We start from the raw sequence: 17020 nt of genomic DNA, 5'->3' as shown, positions 1-17020 counted from the left end.
CCGTCCGTCTTCACCCGTCACCGGCAACCATAGGCGCCGCCTACGACAACGCCGGACGGCCTTGACTTTTCCAAGGCCGTCCGGCGTCGCAGCGCGTCCGCGCGCCGTTACCGCACGAACACCCCCGCCTGGCTCGCCAGGTCGAGGAAGTACTGCGGGGCGAGGCCGAGGACCAGGGTCACGGCGACCCCGACGGCGATCGTCGTCATCGTCAGCGGGGACGGGACGGCGACCGTCGGGCCGTCCGCCTTCGGCTCGCTGAAGAACATCAGGACGATGACCCGGATGTAGAAGAACGCGGCGATGGCCGAGGAGATCACACCGACCACGACGAGGCCTCCCGCGCCGCCGTCCGCCGCCGCCTTGAAGACGGCGAACTTGCCGGAGAAGCCCGAGGTGAGCGGGATGCCGGCGAAGGACAGCAGGAACACCGCGAAGACCGCCGCGGTCAGCGGCGAGCGCCGGCCGAGACCGGCCCACTTCGACAGATGGGTCGCCTCTCCGCCCGCGTCCCGCACCAGGGTGACGACGGCGAAGGCACCGACGGTCACGAAGGAGTACACCCCGAGGTAGAAGAGGACCGAGGAGACGCCTTCCGGGCTGGCCGCGATGACACCGGCGAGGATGAAGCCCGCGTGTGCGATCGAGGAGTAGGCCAGGAGCCGCTTGATGTCGGTCTGGGTGATCGCGACGATCGCCCCGCCCAGCATCGTGACGATCGCGACACCCCACATGACGGGACGCAGGTCCCAGGTGAGGCCGGGCAGCACCACGTACAGCAGGCGCAGCAGCGCGCCGAACGCGGCGACCTTCGTGGCGGCGGCCATGAAGCCGGTGACCGGGGTCGGGGCTCCCTGGTAGACGTCCGGGGTCCACATGTGGAACGGGACCGCGCCGACCTTGAAGAGCAGGCCCATGAGGATCATCGCGCCGCCGATCAGCAGCAGCGCGTCGTTGCCCATGGTGGAGGCGAGCGCCGGGTCGATCTGCTGGACGCTGCCGTCCACGACGTTCGCGATGCCCGCGTACGAGACGGTGCCCGCGTATCCGTAGAGCAGGGCGATCCCGAAGAGCAGGAAGGCCGAGGAGAAGGCGCCGAGCAGGAAGTACTTCACGGCGGCTTCCTGCGACATCAGCCGCTTGCGGCGGGCGACGGCGCAGAGGAGGTAGAGCGGGAGCGAGAAGACCTCGAGCGCCACGAAGAGCGTCAGGAGGTCGTTGGCCGCCGGGAAGACCAGCATGCCCGCCACGGAGAAGAGGGCCAGCGGGAAGACCTCGGTGGTGGTGAACCCGGCCTTGACCGCGGCCTTCTCCCCCTCGCTGCCGGGCACCGAACCGGCCTGGGCGGCGAAGGAGTCCACGCGGTTGCCGTGCGAGGCCGGATCGAGGCGCCGCTCGGCGAACGTGAAGACGGAGACCATGGAGACCAGCAGGATGGTGCCCTGGAGGAACAGGGCGGGTCCGTCGACGGCGACGGCGCCCATCGCGGCGATGTGCGCGTTCTTCGTGGCGTACCCGTCGGCGGCGAGTCCCACCACCGCGGCGAACGCGGCGGCGATCGCGACCACCGTCAGGAGCACCTGGGTGGTGTAGCGGGCCCGTCGCGGGACGAACGCCTCCACCAGGATCCCGACGACTGCGGCACCGACCACGATCAGGACGGGTGCCAGCTGGGCGTACTCGATGGTCGGAGCGGTGAACTTGTCGCCCGGGGCAGCCGATGTCACCTCGCCCGCCGTCGTCCACAGGCTGTGGACAGCTGTTGCGCTCACTTGGCGGCCTCCACCTCGGGCTGGGGGTCCTTCTTCTGTACGTCGTGCATGGTGTGCTGGACCGCCGGGTTGACGACCTCGGTGAGCGGCTTCGGGAAGACGCCCAGGAAGATCAGCAGGGCGATCAGCGGAAGGGCCACCGCCAGCTCACGGACCTTGAGGTCGGGCATGCCCCCGATCCCCTCCCTGACCGGCCCCGTCATCGTCCGCTGGTAGAGGACGAGGACGTAGAGCGCGGCGAGCACGATGCCGACGGTGGCGATGATCCCGGCCACCGGGTACGCGCTGAACGCGCCGACCAGGACCAGGAACTCACTGACGAACGGGGCGAGGCCGGGCACCGAGAGCGTGGCCAGGCCGCCGATGAGGAAGGTTCCCGCCAGGACGGGCGCCACCTTCTGCACCCCGCCGTAGTCGGCGATGAGCCGCGACCCCCGCCGGGTGATCAGGAATCCGGCGACCAGCATCAGCGCGGCCGTCGAGAGCCCGTGGTTGACCATGTAGAGCGTGGCGCCCGACTGGCCCTGGCTGGTCATCGCGAAGATGCCGAGCACGATGAAGCCGAAGTGCGAGATCGACGCGTAGGCGATGAGCCGCTTGATGTCGCGCTGCCCGACGGCGAGCAGAGCGCCGTAGACGATGGAGACCAGTGCCAGGACGATGATCACCGGCGTCGCCCACTTGCTGGCCTCCGGGAACAGTTGGAGGCAGAAGCGGAGCATCGCGAACGTGCCGACCTTGTCGACGACCGCGGTGATCAGGACGGCGACCGGCGTGGTCGCCTCCCCCATGGCGTTGGGCAGCCAGGTGTGCAGCGGCCACAGCGGGGCCTTCACCGCGAAGGCGAAGAAGAACCCGAGGAACAGCCACCGCTCGGTGGAGGTCGCCATGTCCAGCGAGCCGTTGGCCCGGGCCTCGGCGATCTCGGAGAGCGAGAAGCTCCCCGCGACGACGTAGAGCCCGATGACGGCGGCCAGCATGATGAGCCCGCCGACGAGGTTGTACAGGAGGAACTTCACCGCCGCGTAGCTGCGCTGCGCCGCCGCGTTCTCGTCGCTCCCCGCGTGCGCCCGGTCCCCGAAGCCACCGATGAGGAAGTACATCGGGATGAGCATGGCTTCGAAGAGGATGTAGAAGAGGAAGACGTCGGTGGCCACGAAGGACAGGATCACCATCGCTTCGACCATCAGGATCAGGGCGAAGAAGCCCTGGGTCGGCCGCCAGCGGCTGGAGTTGGTCTCCAGGGGATCGGCGTCGTGCCAGCCGGCCAGGATGACGAAGGGGATCAGCAGCGCGGTGAGCGCGAGGAGCGCCACCCCGATGCCGTCGACGCCCAGTTCGTACCGGACGCCGAAGTCCTTGATCCAGGCGTGTGATTCGGTGAGCTGGTAGCGGTCGCCGCCCGGTTCGAAGCGGGCGAACACGATGCCCGCGAGCACGAGCGTCGCCAGCGAGACGAGCAGCGCGAGCCACTTGGCCGCGGTGCGCCGGGCGGCCGGGACCGCGGCGGTGGCGATCGCGCCGATCGCCGGGAGCGCCGCCGTCGCTGTCAGGAGGGGAAAGGACATGGGATCAGACCGCCCTCATCAGCAGGGTCGCGGCGATGAGGACCGCCGCACCGCCGAACATCGAGACCGCGTAGGAGCGGGCATAACCGTTCTGCAGCTTGCGCAGCCGGCCGGACAGCCCGCCCATCGAGGCGGCCGTGCCGTTGACGACACCGTCGACCAGGGTGTGGTCGACGTAGACCAGGGAGCGGGTGAGGTGTTCGCCGCCGCGGACCAGGACCACGTGGTTGAAGTCGTCCTGGAGGAGGTCCCGGCGGGCCGCCCTGGTGAGCAGGGAGCCGCGCGGGGCGACGGAGGGTACGGGCCTGCGCCCGTACATGACCCAGGCGATGGCGACACCGATGACGAGCACCACCATGGTGGCGGCGGTGACGGTGGTCGCGCTGACCGGGGCGTGTCCGTGGTCGTGTCCGGTGACGGGCTCCAGCCAGTGCATGAAGCGGTCCCCGATGGAGAAGAAGCCTCCGGCGAAGACCGACCCGAAGGCCAGCACGATCATCGGGATCGTCATCGACTTCGGTGACTCGTGCGGGTGCGGCTCATGGCCCTCGGCGTCGGGCTGCCAGCGCTTCTCGCCGAAGAACGTCAGCAGCATCACGCGCGTCATGTAGAACGCGGTGATCGCGGCGCCCAGCAGGGTGACGGAGCCGAGGATCCAGCCCTCGGTGCCGCCCTTGGCGAAGGCCGCCTCGATGATCATGTCCTTGGAGAAGAAGCCGGACAGACCGGGGAAGCCGATGATGGCGAGATAGCCCAGGCCGAAGGTGACGAAGGTGACCGGCATGTACGTCCGCAGGCCGCCGTACTTCCGCATGTCCACCTCGTCGTTCATGCCGTGCATGACCGAACCGGCGCCGAGGAAGAGCCCCGCCTTGAAGAAGCCGTGCGTCACCAGGTGCATGATCGCGAAGACGTAGCCGATGGGGCCGAGGCCGGCGGCCAGGATCATGTAGCCGATCTGAGACATCGTCGACCCGGCGAGGGCCTTCTTGATGTCGTCCTTCGCGCAACCGACGATCGCACCGAAGAGGAGCGTGACGGCGCCGACGACCACGACGACCAGCTGGGCGTCGGGCGCCGCGTTGAAGATCGCGCCGGAGCGGACGATGAGGTAGACGCCCGCGGTGACCATGGTGGCGGCGTGGATGAGGGCCGAGACCGGGGTCGGGCCCTCCATCGCGTCACCGAGCCAGGACTGCAGCGGCACCTGGGCCGACTTGCCGCACGCGGCGAGGAGCAGCATCAGGCCGATCGCGGTGAGCTTGCCCTCGCTCGTGTCGCCGGTCGCTTCGAGCACCGGTCCGAAGGCGAACGTGCCGAAGGTGGTGAACATCAGCATGATCGCGATGGACAGGCCCATGTCGCCGACCCGGTTGACCAGGAAGGCCTTCTTGGCGGCGGTGGCCGCGCTGGGCTTGTGCTGCCAGAAGCCGATGAGCAGGTACGACGCCAGGCCGACGCCCTCCCACCCGACGTACAGCAGGAGGTAGTTGTCGGCGATGACCAGGATGAGCATCGCCGCGAGGAAGAGATTCAGATAGCCGAAGAAGCGGCGGCGGCGCTCGTCGTGCTCCATGTAGCCGATGGAGTAGATGTGGATCAGTGTGCCCACACCCGTGATCAGCAGGACGAACGTCATCGACAGCTGGTCGAGCTGGAAGGCCACGTCGGCCTGGAACCCCTCGACGGGGATCCAGCTGAACAGCTTCTGGTGCAGGGCGCGGTCTTCGGCGCCCTTGCCGAGCATGTCGGTGAAGAGCACGACACCGATGACGAACGACGCGGCGGCGAGCACCGTGCCGATCCAGTGTCCGGCCCGGTCGAGCCGGCGGCCGCCGCAGAGCAGGACCGCCGCTCCGAGCAGGGGCGCCGCGACCAGCAGCGCAATCAGGTTTTCCACGATTCCGACCCCTTACAGCTTCATCAGGCTGGCGTCGTCGACCGAGGCCGAGTGGCGGGAGCGGAACAGCGACACGATGATCGCGAGCCCGATGACGACCTCCGCGGCGGCGACGACCATCGTGAAGAAGGCGATGATCTGTCCGTCGAGGTTGCCGTGCATCCGGGAGAACGCGACGAGCGTGAGGTTGCAGGCGTTGAGCATCAGCTCGACGCACATGAACACCACGATCGCGTTCCGCCTGATCAGCACGCCGGAGGCGCCGATCGTGAACAAAAGGGCCGCGAGGTAGAGGTAGTTGACGGGATTCACTTGGCGACCTCCTCCTCTTCTTCCGCCTGGTCACGGACTGGTCCGCGGTCACGGCCGAGCCGCTCCCCGGAGCGCTGTTCCAGCGCCTTGAGGTCGGCGAGCGACTCGCTGGAGACATCGCGGATCTGGCCGCGCTGCCGCAGCGTCTGCATGACGGTGAGCTCGGACGGGGTGCCGTCCGGGAGCAGGCCCGCGATGTCCACGGCGTTGTGCCGGGCGTAGACGCCGGGGGCCGGCAGCGGCGGCACATGGCTGCTGCGCACCCGCTCCTGGGAGAGCTCGCGCTGCGTCTTGGCGCGCTCGGTGCGCTCGCGGTGCGTGAGCAGCATCGCGCCGACGGTCGCCGTGATCAGCAGGGCGCCGGTGATCTCGAACGCGAAGACGTACTTCGTGAAGATGAGGTTGGCGAGGCCCTCGACGTTTCCGCCGTGCCGGGCGTTCGCCGCTCCCAGACCGTTGAAGGACGTGAGGGACGCCTGCCCGATGCCGGCGATCAGCAGGATGCCGAAGCCGAGTCCGCAGGCCGCGGCCAGCCAGCGCTGCCCCTTGAGCGTCTCCTTCAGCGAGTCGGCCGCCGTGACACCGACGAGCATGACCACGAAGAGGAACAGCATCATGATCGCGCCGGTGTAGACGACGACCTGCACGATGCCCAGGAAGTAGGCGCCGTTGGCGAGGTAGAAGACCGCCAGCACGATCATGGTGCCGGCGAGCGACAGCGCGCTGTGCACCGCCTTCTTCATCAGGACGGTGCAGAGGGCGCCGATGACGGCGACGGTGCCGAGGATCCAGAACTGGACGGCCTCACCGGTCGAGGTGGCGGTGGCCGCTGCGGCCAGGGTGGAGGTCACGCGTCCACCTCCTTGTCCGCTTCTCCCTTGGAGACGGCGACCTGGCGCTCCGTGCCGGGAGACGCCTCGGTCACCAGACCGCGGTAGTAGTCCTGCTCGTCCATGCCGGGGAAGATCGCGTGCGGGCTGTCGACCATGCCGTCCTCGAGCCCCGCGAGCAGCTCGTCCTTGGTGTAGATGAGGCTCTCGCGGGTGGTGTTGGCGAGCTCGAAGTCGTTGGTCATGGTCAGTGCCCGCGTGGGGCACGCCTCGATGCAGAGCCCGCACAGGATGCAGCGTGCGTAGTTGATCTGGTAGACGCGGCCGTAGCGCTCGCCCGGGGAGTAGCGCTCCTCGTCCGTGTTGTCCGCGCCCTCGACGTAGATCGCGTCCGCCGGACACGCCCAGGCGCAGAGCTCGCAGCCGACGCACTTCTCCAGCCCGTCCGGGTGGCGGTTGAGCTGGTGCCGGCCGTGGAAGCGCGGCGCTGTCACCTTCTGCGTTTCCGGGTACTGCTCCGTGAGCCGCTTCTTGAACATGGCCTTGAAGGTCACGCCGAAGCCGGCCACAGGATTCTGGAACTTCTCCCCTGAGGGCTCTGATGACTCAGACACCGTCAGCCTCCTTTCCGACACTCGAACTTCCGGCACTCGAACTTCCGGCACTCGAACTTCCGGCACCCACCTGGTCGTCACTCCGAGTGTCCGGCCCGCCACTGACAACGAGTTCCCGCTCGCGTCGTGGCCTGCGGCGCGGCACCGGCGGCAGGGACTGCCCGGGCAGCGGCGGCACGGGATATCCGCCCGCCATCGGGTCGAACGCCGGCTCCGGTCCGGCCGCCTCCTCGGCGGCCTTCGCCTTCCGGTCGCGGAACATGTCGGCGACGAAGGAGATCAGCAGGACCGCGATCACGGCTCCGGCGACGTACAGCAGGATCTTCGAGTAGTCGTAGCCCTCGTTGTTCAGCGCCCTCACGGTGGCGACCAGCATCAGCCAGACCACGGAGACCGGGATCAGGACCTTCCAGCCGAGCTTCATCAGCTGGTCGTAGCGGACGCGGGGCAGCGTGCCGCGCAGCCAGATGAAGAAGAAGAGGAGCAGCTGCACCTTGATGACGAACCAGAGCATCGGCCACCAGCCGTGGTTCGCGCCCTCCCAGAAGGTGCTGACCGGGTACGGAGCCCGCCAGCCGCCCAGGAACAGGGTCGCGGAGACCGCGGAGACGGTGACCATGTTGACGTACTCGGCGAGCATGAACATCGCGAACTTGATCGAGGAGTACTCGGTGTTGAAGCCGCCGACCAGGTCGCCCTCGGACTCCGGCATGTCGAACGGTGCCCGGTTGGTCTCGCCGACCATCGTGACGATGTAGATGATGAAGGAGACCGGCAGCAGGAGGATGAACCAGCGGTCCTCCTGAGCCGCCACGATCTCCGACGTCGACATCGAACCCGAGTAGAGGAACACCGAGGCGAACGCGGCGCCCATCGCGATCTCGTAGCTGATCATCTGGGCGCAGGAGCGCAGACCGCCGAGCAGCGGGTACGTCGATCCGGAGGACCAGCCGGCCAGCACGATGCCGTAGATGCCGACGGAGGCGACCGCGAGGATGTACAGCATCGCGATCGGCAGGTCGGTCAGCTGCATCGTCGTACGGTGCCCGAAGATCGACACCTCGTTGCCCGACGGGCCGAACGGGATGACCGCGATCGCCATGAACGCCGGTACGGCGGCCACGATCGGGGCCAGGATGTAGACGAACTTGTCGGCACGCTTGACGACGACGTCTTCCTTGAGCATCAGCTTGGCGCCGTCGGCGAGCGACTGGAGCATGCCCCAGGGGCCGTGCCGGTTCGGGCCGATGCGCAGCTGCATCCAGGCGAGGACCTTGCGCTCCCACACGATGGCGAACAGCACGGTCAGCATCAGGAACGCGAAGCAGAACACCGCCTTGACGACGACGAGCCACCAGGGGTCCGTGCCGAACATGGAGAGGTCCTCGGCGGCAAGGACGGTGCCCTGCGGTGCCGTGGTGAGTTGGGCGAGGCCGGTCACTCTCCTACCTCCGTTGTCACGACGTGGGAACCCGGGGCGGCCGGACCGATCCGGACGAGTCCGCCCGGCTGGGCGCCGGTATCGGCGGGGACGCCCCGGCCGACGGAGTTGAGCGGCACCCACACCACCCGGTCCGGCATCTCGGTCACCGCCAGCGGGAGTTCGGTGGTGCCCGCGGGTCCGGTGACGGCCAGCAGATCGCCGTCCTTCACCCCGGACTCGGCGGCGGTGACCGGGGAGAGCCGGGCTACGGCCGCGTGCCGGGTACCGGCCAGCGCCTCGTCGCCCTCCTGGAGCCGGCCCCGGTCGAGCAGCATCCGGTGGCCCGCGAGGACCGCCTCGCCGTCTCCGGGCCGGGGCACCGGACGGGACGTCGCCCGCGGGTCGTCGGCGTAACCGCCCTGCCGGCCGCCGAGGCGGTCGAGTTCGCGGCGGGCCGCCCTCAGGTCGGGCAGTCCGAGGCGTACGCCGAGGGCGTCGGCCAGCATGTGCAGCACCCGCGCGTCGGTCGGGCAGAGCGTCCTCGGCAGCTGCTCGGGCTTCAACGCCGCCTCGAACATCCGCGCCCTGCCTTCCCAGTTGAGGAAGGTGCCGGGCTTCTCCGCGACGGCCGCGACCGGGAGCACCACGTCGGCGCGCTCGGTCACCGCGCCGGGCCGCAGCTCCAGCGATACGAGGAAGCCGACCTCGTCCAGTGCCTCGATCGCGCGGGCCGGGTCGGGCAGGTCCTCGGGGTCGACCCCCGCGACCAGCAGCGCGCCCAGCTCACCGGTGGCCGCCGCCTCCACGATCTGGCCGGTGTCGCGGCCGAAGCGGGCGGGGAGTTCGGCGACGCCCCAGACGGACGCCACCTCCTCCCTGGCCCTGGGGTCCGTCGCGGGACGGCCGCCCGGCAGCAGGGACGGGAGCGCGCCCGCCTCCAGCGCGCCGCGTTCGCCGGCCCGGCGCGGGATCCACACCAGTGCGGCCCCGGTCGCGGCGGCGGTGCGCAGTGCGGCGGTCAGTCCGCCGGGCACCGCGGCGAGCCGCTCGCCCACCACGATCACGGCGCCTTCGCCGCGCAGCGCCTCGGCCGCCGCGGCGCCTTCGGCCTCCAGGCCGACCCCGCCCGCGAGGGCGTCCAGCCATTCGGTCTCGGTGCCGGGAGCCGCGGGGAGCAGGGTGCCACCCGCCTTCTCCAGGCCCCGGCTGGCGTGCGAGGCGAGCGCGAACGTCCGCTGCCCGTGCTTGCGGAAGGCCTTGCGGAGCCGGAGGAAGACGCCGGGCGCCTCCTCCTCGGACTCGAAGCCGGCCAGCAGGACGGCCGGCGCCTTCTCCAGCGCGGTGTAGGTGACCCCGCTGCCGTCCAGGTCGCGGCCGCGCCCGGCCACCCGCGCGGCGAGGAAGTCGGCTTCCTCACCGCTGTGGACGCGGGCCCGGAAGTCGATGTCGTTGGTGTCGAGGGCGACCCGCGCGAACTTGCTGTACGCGTAGGCGTCCTCGACCGTCAGCCGCCCTCCGGTGAGCACGCCGGTCCTGCCGCGCGCACCCGAGAGTCCGGCCGCCGCCGCTTCCAGCGCCTCCGGCCAGCTCGCCGGCTCCAGCACGCCCTCGGCGTTGCGTACGAGCGGCGTGGTGAGCCGGTCGCGCTGCTGGGCGTAGCGGAAGCCGAAGCGGCCCTTGTCGCAGAGCCACTCCTCGTTGACCTCGGGGTCGTTGGCGGCGAGCCGCCGCATGACCTTGCCGCGCCGGTGGTCGGTCCGGGTGGCGCAGCCGCCGGCGCAGTGCTCGCACACCGAGGGCGTCGACACCAGGTCGAAGGGCCGGGAGCGGAAGCGGTACGCCGCCGAGGTCAGCGCCCCGACCGGGCAGATCTGGATGGTGTTCCCGGAGAAGTACGACTCGAAGGGGTCGCCCTCGCCGGTGCCGACCTGCTGGAGCGCGCCGCGCTCGATCAGCTCGATCATCGGGTCGCCCGCCACCTGGTTGGAGAACCGGGTGCATCGCGCGCAGAGCACGCACCGCTCGCGGTCCAGCAGCACCTGGGTGGAGATGGGGACGGGCTTCTCGAAGGTGCGCTTCTTCCCGTCGAAGCGGGAGTCGGCGCCGCCGTGCGACATCGCCTGGTTCTGCAGGGGGCACTCGCCGCCCTTGTCGCAGACCGGGCAGTCCAGCGGGTGGTTGATGAGCAGGAGCTCCATCACCCCCTTCTGGGCCTTCTCCGCGACGGACGAGGTGATCTGCGACTTCACGACCATGCCGTCGGTGCACGTGATGGTGCAGGAGGCCATCGGCTTGCGCTGGCCCTCGACCTCGACGATGCACTGCCGGCAGGCGCCGGCCGGGTCGAGGAGCGGGTGGTCGCAGAAGCGCGGGATCTCGATGCCGAGGAGCTCGGCGGCGCGGATGACCAGGGTCCCCTTGGGGACGCTGATCTCGATGCCGTCGATCGTGAGCGTGACGAGGTCCTCGGGCGGAACGGCCGCCTCGCCGCCCCCGGAGGGCGCACTCGTGGTGACTGTCATGCGTTCACCCCCCGGTGAGCGTTCTTGTCGTCCTTGTCGTCGGCCCAGAGGGTCGACCTGGCCGGGTCGAAGGGGCAGCCCTTGCCGGTGATGTGCTGCTCGTACTCCTCGCGGAAGTACTTCAGCGAGGAGAAGATCGGCGCGGCGGCGCCGTCGCCGAGTGCGCAGAACGACTTGCCGTTGATGTTGTCGGCGATGTCGTTGAGCTTGTCGAGGTCGGACATCTGGCCCTTGCCGGCCTCGATGTCGCGGAGCAGCTGGACCAGCCAGTACGTCCCCTCGCGGCACGGTGTGCACTTGCCGCAGGACTCATGGGCGTAGAACTCGGTCCAGCGGGTGACGGCGCGCACCACGCAGGTGGTCTCGTCGAAACATTGCAGCGCCTTGGTGCCGAGCATGGATCCGGCGGCGCCCACGCCCTCGTAGTCCAGGGGGACGTCGAGGTGTTCGTCGGTGAACATCGGAGTCGAGGAGCCCCCGGGGGTCCAGAACTTCAGGCGGTGCCCGGCCCGGATGCCGCCGCTCATGTCGAGCAGCTGCCGCAGGGTGATGCCGAGCGGGGCCTCGTACTGTCCGGGGCTGGTGACGTGTCCGCTGAGCGAGTACAGCGTGAAGCCCGGGGACTTCTCGCTGCCCATCGACTTGAACCAGTCCTTGCCCTTGTTCAGGATCGCGGGAACCGAGGCGATGGACTCGACGTTGTTCACGACGGTGGGGCAGGCGTACAGACCGGCGACCGCGGGGAAGGGGGGCCGCAGCCGGGGCTGGCCGCGCCGTCCTTCGAGCGAGTCGAGCAGTGCGGTCTCCTCACCGCAGATGTACGCCCCGGCGCCCGCGTGCACGGTGAGTTCCAGGTCGAGCCCGGAACCCAGGATGTTCGTCCCGAGGTAGCCCGCCTCGTACGCCTCGCGCACGGCCTCGTGAAGCCGCCGCAGTACGGGCACGACCTCGCCGCGCAGATAGATGAAGGCGTGCGAGGAGCGGATCGCGTAACAGGCGATCACGATGCCCTCGATGAGGCTGTGCGGGTTCGCGAAGAGGAGCGGGATGTCCTTGCAGGTCCCGGGCTCCGACTCGTCGGCGTTGACCACGAGGTAGTGCGGCTTGCCGTCGCCCTGCGGGATGAACTGCCACTTCATCCCGGTGGGGAAGCCCGCGCCCCCGCGTCCGCGCAGACCGGAGTCCTTGACGTACGCGATGAGGTCGTCGGGCGCCATGGCCAGGGCCTTGCGCAGGCCCTCGTATCCGTCATGGCGGTGGTAGGTGTCCAGCGTCCAGGACTCCGGCTCGTCCCAGAAGGAGGAGAGGACAGGGGCCAGGAGCTTCTCCGGGCTGGTCCCGTTCTTGTCGATCTCGGCTGCCAACGTCATCACTCCCCCTCCTCGGCTGCGGGCCCGGCCGGGTTGTCCGGGTCGGAGGCCGAGGTCTGCTGCGGCGCGTCGTGCGAGCTGAGGTGCTCGGCGCCCTTCTGCGGCTGTGCGTCCCCGGGCGCCTCGCCCCGCTGTCCGACCACGCGCGCGTGCGGTCCGCCCTCGCCCTTGGCCAGCTTCAGACCGACCAGGGAGGCCGCGCCCGCTCCGCCGCTCGCCTCGACGGCGCCGGGGCGTTCGTCGGGGAAGCCGGCCAGGATCCGGGCGGTCTCCTTGTACGTGCAGAGGGGCGCGCCCCGGGTGGGCTCGACGGTGCGGCCGGCGATCAGGTCGTCGACGAGCCGCGTCGCGCTCTCCGGCGTCTGGTTGTCGAAGAACTCCCAGTTCACCATCACGACGGGCGCGAAGTCGCAGGCCGCGTTGCACTCGATGTGTTCGAGCGTGACCTTGCCGTCCTCGGTCGTCTCGTCGTTGCCGACGCCCAGATGGTCCTTGAGCCGGTCGAAGATGGCGTCGCCGCCCATGACCGCGCACAGGGTGTTGGTGCAGACGCCGACCTGGTACTCACCGCTCGGCCGGCGGCGGTACATCGTGTAGAAGGTGGCGACCGCGGTGACCTCGGCGGTGGTGAGTCCGAGCTGGTCGGCGCAGAAGGCCATGCCCGTACGGGATACGTATCCCTCCTCGGACTGCACCAGGTGCAGCAGCGGCAGCAGGGCGGAGCGACTGCCGGGGTAGCGGGCGATCACCTCCTTCGCGTCCGCTTCGAGCCGGGTGAGCACCTCGGCCGGGTAGGCGGGGGCGGGGAGCTGCGGCATCCCCAGGCTGACTTCTTGGTTGGACGCGGTCACCGGTCGACGCCTCCCATCACGGGGTCGATGGACGCGACGGCGACGATGACGTCGGCGACCTGGCCGCCCTCGCACATCGCCGCCATGGCCTGCAGATTGGTGAAGGACGGGTCGCGGAAGTGGACCCGGAAGGGGCGCGTGCCGCCGTCCGAGACGACGTGCACGCCCAGTTCGCCCTTGGGGGACTCTATGGCGGTGTACGTCTGCCCGGCCGGAACCCGGAAGCCCTCGGTCACCAGCTTGAAGTGGTGGATCAGGGCCTCCATGGAGGTGCCCATGATCTTCTTGATGTGGTCGAGCGAGTTGCCGAGCCCGTCGGGTCCCAGCGCGAGCTGCGCGGGCCAGGCGATCTTCTTGTCGGCGACCATGACCGGTCCGGGCTCCAGCCGTTCCAGGCACTGCTCGACGATCCTCAGCGACTGGCGCATCTCCTCCAGCCGGATGAGGAAGCGGCCGTAGGCGTCGCAGGTGTCCGCGGTGGGCACGTCGAAGTCGTACGTCTCGTAGCCGCAGTAGGGATCGGTCTTGCGCAGGTCGTGCGGGAGCCCCGCGGACCTGAGGACCGGGCCGGTGGCGCCGAGCGCCACGCAGCCCGTCAGGTCGAGATAGCCGACGTCCTGCATACGGGCCTTGAAGATGGGGTTGCCGGTCGCGAGCTTGTCGTACTCCGGCAGGTTCTTCTTCATGGTCTTGATGAACTCGCGGAGCCGGTCGATCGCGCCCATGGGCAGGTCCTGGGCGAGGCCGCCGGGGCGGATGAACGCGTGGTTCATGCGCAGACCGGTGATCAGCTCGAAGAGGTCGAGAACGAGTTCACGATCGCGGAAGCCGTAGATCATGATCGTCGTGGCGCCGAGCTCCATGCCGCCGGTGGCGATGCACACCAGGTGCGAGGAGATCCGGTTGAGCTCCATCAGGAGCACCCGCAGGACGGTGGCCCGGTCCGGGATCTGGTCCTCGATGCCGAGGAGCTTCTCGACCCCGAGGCAGTACGCCGCCTCGTTGAAGAACGGGGTCAGATAGTCCATGCGGGTGACGAAGGTGGTGCCCTGCGTCCAGTTCCGGAATTCGAGGTTCTTCTCGATGCCGGTGTGGAGGTAGCCGATGCCGCAGCGGGCCTCGGTGACGGTCTCGCCGTCGATCTCCAGGATGAGCCGCAGCACGCCGTGCGTGGACGGGTGCTGGGGACCCATGTTGACGATGATGCGTTCGTCGTCCGACTTCGCGGCGGACTCGACGACCTCGTCCCAGTCGCCGCCGGTGACTGTATATACAGTCCCCTCGGTCGTGGAGCGGGCATCGGAAAGGGGCGTCCCGGAGGGACCCGATGAGGGGTGGGGGCCGGGCGACGGGTGGGCGTGGGGAGTGGTCATCAGCTGTACGACCTCCGCTGGTCCGGAGCCGGGATCTGGGCGCCCTTGTACTCGACGGCGATGCCGCCGAGGGGGTAGTCCTTGCGCTGCGGGAAGCCCTGCCAGTCGTCCGGCATCATGATCCGGGTCAGGGCGGGGTGCCCGTCGAAGATCAGCCCGAAGAAGTCGTAGGTCTCGCGCTCGTGCCAGTCGTTGGCCGGGTAGACCTCGACGAGGGACGGGATGTGCGGGTCGCTGTCGGGGGCCGACACCTCCAGGCGGATCAGCCGCCCGTGGGTGAGCGAGCGCAGGTGGTAGACCGCGTGCAGCTCGCGCCCCTTGTCCCCCAGGTAGTGGACACCGTTGACGCCCGTACAGAGCTCGAAGCGCAGGGCCGGGTCGTCGCGCAGGGTGCGGGCGACCTGGAGCAGGTGCTCGCGGGCGATGAAGAAGGTGAGTTCGCCCCGGTCGACGACGGTCTTCTCGATGGCGTTGTCCGGGAGCAGGTCCTGTTCCTCCAGGGCCCCTTCCAGCTCGTCCGCCACCTCGTCGAACCAGCCGCCGTACGGGCGGGAGGTGGCCCCCGGCAGGGTCACCGTGCGGACGAGTCCGCCGTAGCCGGAGGTGTCACCGCCGTTGTTGGCGCCGAACATGCCCTTGCGTACGCCGATGACCTCACCGGAGTCGTCGCGCGGGACGGGCACCTGGCCGCTGTTGCTGTTGGGTTCCTCGCTCATCGCAGCAGCCCCTTCATCTCGATCAGGGGGAGTGCCTTGAGGGCCGCCTCCTCCGCCTCGCGGGCGGCCTCCTCCGCGTTGACCCCGAGCTTGGAGCCCTGGATCTTCTGGTGGAGCTTGAGGATGGCGTCGATCAGCATCTCGGGACGCGGCGGGCATCCCGGCAGATAGATGTCGACCGGGACAATATGATCAACACCCTGAACAATGGCGTAATTATTGAACATTCCGCCAGATGACGCGCAAACCCCCATGGAGATGACCCACTTGGGGCTCGGCATCTGGTCGTAGACCTGCCGCAGGACGGGCGCCATCTTCTGGCTCACCCGCCCGGCGACGATCATCAGGTCCGCCTGCCGCGGCGACCCGCGGAAGACCTCCATCCCGAAACGGGCCAGGTCGTACCGCCCGGCGCCGGTCGTCATCATCTCGATGGCGCAGCAGGCGAGGCCGAAGGTGGCGGGGAAGACGGACGACTTCCGTACCCAGCCGGCGGCCTGCTCGACAGTGGTCAGAACAAAGCCGCTCGGCAGCTTCTCTTCGAGTCCCATGGTGTGCCCCTCAGCCCCTCAGTCCCATTCCAGGCCGCCCCGGCGCCACACATACGCGTAGGCGACGAAGACGGTGAGCACGAAGAGCAGCATCTCCACGAGCCCGAAGATCCCCAGGGCGTCGAAGGTGACCGCCCAGGGATAGAGGAAGACGATCTCGATGTCGAAGACGATGAACAGCATCGCCGTCAGGTAGTACTTGATGGGGAAGCGGCCGCCTCCGGCTGGAGTGGGGGTGGGTTCGATACCGCACTCGTACGCTTCGAGCTTTGCCCGGTTGTACCGCTTGGGGCCGATTAGCGTGGCCATGACCACGGAGAAGATCGCAAACCCTGCCCCGAGGGCGCCGAGCACGAGGATGGGCGCGTAGGCATTCACGCTCCTCGCTCCTTCCAGTCGTCCTTGACCGTTGGACCGCATCGGGCGACCGGCTCGCCACCTCATCAAGATCGTGCACATGTGAGGCAGTTCACAAGCCCGACTGCCCCGCATCCTATGCCTGCCGTCCTGTGATCTGCGACACGGGGTACACCAACGTCTTTGTGATCTCCACCACCTGACGAACGATCATGAAGTCGGATGAGCGGTGATCTTCGCACGCGAAGCGGCCGTGCGGTTACGAGACGTGACATCTCGCGGCGTCACCCCTGGTCAAAGGCGCACGGCACTATCAATCGGCGGACCGTACAAGCAAATTGGCGATGGACACGGGACTGGTGATATAGGGATCGGCCCCAGTCGGGAGACACTCGGACGGGGGGCTTCCGGTACCGATGTGGACAATGCGCACGCATTCACGAAGTTCCGGGCGACCGGGGAGCGCCGGACCGGAGCGCATCGTCCGGATGCGCGGCACGGGGGAGCTCCCCTCGGCCGGGCCATCCGCGAACGGGCCGCGCGAGCGCCGACGGGCGGCCATGGAAACGGACATGACGCACCAATGGGGCACGTCGTCGCGAGGGGACGGCCGGCCTCGCTCCGCACGCGGCGCGCGAACGCGTGGTTGCCTCTCACAGCAGAGTCATACTGTGACCTGCATCACTCCATGCACGCTTCAAGAAAAGCGGGCTTGGCCAACCGTGTGAACGGATGGTAAGCGACGGGCAATTCGGGCGTATTGAAAGAACACCGTGATCACAGCGGTACACGGACGCGCCCGTTTTGTCCGTTAGGGCGTCAATAAGGGGCCGTAATAAGCGGATTCATAGATTCCGAACG

14 protein-coding genes are annotated in these 17020 nt (G+C 68.8%); all 14 read right to left on the bottom strand.

Going from position 1 to position 17020, the window contains the following annotated elements; translation table 11 throughout:
* Nucleotides 1–107: 107 nt before the first annotated feature.
* The 14 genes from nuoN to ACIP63_RS09085 are packed head-to-tail and all read right to left on the bottom strand — an operon-like array spanning nucleotide 108 to nucleotide 16180.
* Nucleotides 108–1772, bottom strand: coding sequence for an NADH-quinone oxidoreductase subunit NuoN (gene nuoN / locus ACIP63_RS09150; protein ID WP_401512876.1), 1665 nt, complete (start codon nucleotides 1770–1772; stop codon nucleotides 108–110).
* The gene (locus tag ACIP63_RS09145; RefSeq protein ID WP_401512873.1) at nucleotides 1769–3340 is read right to left on the bottom strand and encodes an NADH-quinone oxidoreductase subunit M; all 1572 of its coding nucleotides are present in this window, start codon (nucleotides 3338–3340) and stop codon (nucleotides 1769–1771) included. Before ACIP63_RS09145 ends, nuoN begins: the two co-directional genes overlap by 4 nt.
* A gap of 4 nt (nucleotides 3341–3344) precedes the next feature.
* Nucleotides 3345–5240, bottom strand: a complete 1896-nt coding sequence (nuoL, locus tag ACIP63_RS09140) for an NADH-quinone oxidoreductase subunit L (RefSeq protein ID WP_401512870.1) — start codon at nucleotides 5238–5240, stop codon at nucleotides 3345–3347.
* Nucleotides 5241–5252: 12 nt separating this feature from the next.
* The gene (gene nuoK / locus ACIP63_RS09135) at nucleotides 5253–5552 is read right to left on the bottom strand and encodes an NADH-quinone oxidoreductase subunit NuoK (protein ID WP_014154680.1); all 300 of its coding nucleotides are present in this window, start codon (nucleotides 5550–5552) and stop codon (nucleotides 5253–5255) included.
* Nucleotides 5549–6403, bottom strand: coding sequence for an NADH-quinone oxidoreductase subunit J (locus ACIP63_RS09130; protein WP_401512867.1), 855 nt, complete (start codon nucleotides 6401–6403; stop codon nucleotides 5549–5551). Before ACIP63_RS09130 ends, nuoK begins: the two co-directional genes overlap by 4 nt.
* Entirely contained in the window at nucleotides 6400–6996 is a 597-nt protein-coding gene (nuoI, locus tag ACIP63_RS09125; protein ID WP_401512864.1) for an NADH-quinone oxidoreductase subunit NuoI, read from the bottom strand. Before nuoI ends, ACIP63_RS09130 begins: the two co-directional genes overlap by 4 nt.
* Nucleotides 6989–8437: an NADH-quinone oxidoreductase subunit NuoH gene (nuoH, locus tag ACIP63_RS09120; protein WP_401512861.1), complete on the bottom strand. Its 1449-nt coding sequence runs from the start codon at nucleotides 8435–8437 to the stop codon at nucleotides 6989–6991. Before nuoH ends, nuoI begins: the two co-directional genes overlap by 8 nt.
* Nucleotides 8434–10941, bottom strand: a complete 2508-nt coding sequence (locus ACIP63_RS09115; RefSeq protein WP_401512858.1) for an NADH-quinone oxidoreductase subunit G — start codon at nucleotides 10939–10941, stop codon at nucleotides 8434–8436. Before ACIP63_RS09115 ends, nuoH begins: the two co-directional genes overlap by 4 nt.
* On the bottom strand, nucleotides 10938–12314 hold the full coding sequence (nuoF, locus tag ACIP63_RS09110; RefSeq protein WP_401512856.1) for an NADH-quinone oxidoreductase subunit NuoF: 1377 nt from the start codon (nucleotides 12312–12314) through the stop codon (nucleotides 10938–10940). The genes ACIP63_RS09115 and nuoF overlap by 4 nt, the downstream gene beginning before the upstream one ends.
* Nucleotides 12311–13129, bottom strand: coding sequence for an NADH-quinone oxidoreductase subunit NuoE (gene nuoE, locus ACIP63_RS09105; protein ID WP_401515032.1), 819 nt, complete (start codon nucleotides 13127–13129; stop codon nucleotides 12311–12313). Before nuoE ends, nuoF begins: the two co-directional genes overlap by 4 nt.
* Nucleotides 13130–13158: 29 nt before the next feature.
* Nucleotides 13159–14535, bottom strand: a complete 1377-nt coding sequence (locus ACIP63_RS09100) for an NADH-quinone oxidoreductase subunit D (protein WP_401512854.1) — start codon at nucleotides 14533–14535, stop codon at nucleotides 13159–13161.
* A complete protein-coding gene (locus ACIP63_RS09095) occupies nucleotides 14535–15251 on the bottom strand; it encodes an NADH-quinone oxidoreductase subunit C (RefSeq protein ID WP_401512851.1) in 717 nt (238 codons plus the stop codon). The genes ACIP63_RS09100 and ACIP63_RS09095 overlap by 1 nt, the downstream gene beginning before the upstream one ends.
* On the bottom strand, nucleotides 15248–15802 hold the full coding sequence (locus tag ACIP63_RS09090; RefSeq protein ID WP_014154689.1) for an NADH-quinone oxidoreductase subunit B family protein: 555 nt from the start codon (nucleotides 15800–15802) through the stop codon (nucleotides 15248–15250). Before ACIP63_RS09090 ends, ACIP63_RS09095 begins: the two co-directional genes overlap by 4 nt.
* 18 nt (nucleotides 15803–15820) lie before the next feature.
* The gene (locus tag ACIP63_RS09085; RefSeq protein ID WP_003992243.1) at nucleotides 15821–16180 is read right to left on the bottom strand and encodes an NADH-quinone oxidoreductase subunit A; all 360 of its coding nucleotides are present in this window, start codon (nucleotides 16178–16180) and stop codon (nucleotides 15821–15823) included.
* Nucleotides 16181–17020 lie beyond the last annotated feature (840 nt).

Source organism: Streptomyces sp. NPDC088746 (genome assembly GCF_044751065.1).
Taxonomy (GTDB): domain Bacteria; phylum Actinomycetota; class Actinomycetes; order Streptomycetales; family Streptomycetaceae; genus Streptomyces.
This window is presented reverse-complemented; position numbering and strand designations above follow the sequence as displayed.